This is a genomic window from Moraxella caprae DSM 19149 (genome assembly GCF_000426885.1).
Lineage (GTDB): Bacteria > Pseudomonadota > Gammaproteobacteria > Pseudomonadales > Moraxellaceae > Moraxella > Moraxella caprae.
The window spans coordinates 1-1,785 of sequence record NZ_KE384585.1 but is presented as its reverse complement, the minus strand read 5'-3'; the positions used below and the strand labels follow the sequence as shown (position 1 = coordinate 1,785).

Sequence of the window (1,785 nt, the reverse complement as noted above, 5' to 3'; positions counted from 1 at the left end):
ACTGTGGTGGGTGATCAAACAGTCAACGGCACTTCAAACTTAAAAGACACCAACATTGAGGGTGATTTGACCACCATTGGCGACCAAACCACCTTTGGTAATTCAACCACTTTAGGTGACAGCCTAACTTCAGGCAACTCAAGTGTGGGTGGTGACTTGGCGGTGGTTGGCTCATCAACCATCGGCGGTGACAGTCGTGTCAAAGGCAGTCAAAGCATTGACAAAGATCTAACTGTTAAAGGCAACACCAAAACTGACACTCTAAGCGTTGGTAATAGAGTTGAGATTTCAGCCAATGGCATCGACGCACAAGGCACGAAAATCATCAATGTTGCGGACGCACAGTTGAGTGCCAACAGCAAAGACGCGGTCAGTGGTAGCCAGTTGTATGAAACAAATCAAGCCATCAATCGCTTGAATACAACCATTAACAACAACACTGTCAGTATTTACAACCGCATTGATGCTGTCAAAGATGATGCTAACGCAGGTGTTTCTTCGGCGATGGCGATGGCAAGCTTGCCACAAGCATTTATACCAGGTAAGTCGATGTTGACAGGCGGTATGGCGACTTATAATGGACAAAGTGCTGTTGCAATTGGTTTGTCAAGCATTTCAGACAACGGTCGCTGGGTGATTAAGGTCAGCGGAAGTGCAGACTCTAAAGGCAATGCCGGTGGCTCGATTGGTGCAGGCCTTCATTTTTAATCACTAATCATTGATGATTAAAATTGATTGTTTAAACAAGTAATCAGAGTCAACAAAAAAGCTCATCAATGTGAACCACCCCCCCCAAATCTTAAACACCAGATTAAAGGTTAGGTTAATAAAGCTAAGTGGTTTGACTAAGGACTAAGTTTCTGTACTGTTCTTTGAACTTCACAGGACTTAGTCCTTTTAGTTTGGTCTTTATTCTATCATAATTGTAGTAGTGTATGTACTCATCAATGGTTTGTTTAAGTTCATCAAGACTTGCAAACTTGGTTTGTTCATAAAAGATTTCTTCTTTAAGTGTTCCTTCGAGCCTCTCTATCACGGCATTATCTAAGCAATTGCCTTTTCTTGACATGCTTTGAGTGATGTTTTGCTTTTGTAAGCTTTGTTGGTAGTCAAACATCTGATAATGCCAACCTCTGTCAGAATGAATGATGGGTTTATCGTCTTTATTTGCTTGACTTAACTTATTTAAAGCATCGCCAAGCATTTCTTTGACCAACCCATAATCTGGTCGCTCTTTTATCGCATAACTGACAATCTCTCCATTAAACAAGTCTATGATGGGCGATAGGTAGAGTTTTTGTTCTATTGCTTTATTGTCATTATGATGCTTGTTGCTACCTTGTTTAACAGTGACCTTAAATTCAGTAATGTCTGTTGCCCACTTCTGGTTAGGTCTTGTGGCCTGAAAGTCTCTTTGTAGGACATTGTCTTTTATCTTGTCTTGGTGTTCACCTTGATAAGATGAGTAAGCTTTGTATCTTTGTGCTCTGATTTTAGCCTTTAAGCCCATCTCTTTCATCAGTCGTTGCACTCTTTTGTGGTTGATGACAATGCCCTGACCAGCAAGTGTTTGATTAAGCTCTGCACAAATCCTACGATAACCGTATCTGCCTTTGTGGGTGTGGTAGATGTGTTTGATTTGTTCTTTTAGGTCAAGGTCTTTGTCAGGTTCTTTGGCTTTGTTAAGGTGGTAATAAAACACACTTCTTGGCAATTTGGCAATGTCAAGTAAGGTGTTTAGGGTGTGTTTATGCCTTAATTCTTGCACGATGGTTGTCTTTAACT

General features: G+C 41.0%; 2 protein-coding genes. One reads left to right on the top strand and one right to left on the bottom strand.

Annotated features, from left to right (window positions below; genetic code table 11):
- Window positions 1-708: YadA family autotransporter adhesin (locus K941_RS17445; protein WP_036388607.1), on the top strand; the 708-nt coding region annotated here is incomplete at its 5' end.
- 124 nt (window positions 709-832) lie between these two features.
- Here the strand turns inward: K941_RS17445 and K941_RS0113630 are convergent.
- On the bottom strand, window positions 833-1,785 hold a 953-nt coding region (locus K941_RS0113630), incomplete at its 5' end, for an IS3 family transposase (protein ID WP_156892353.1).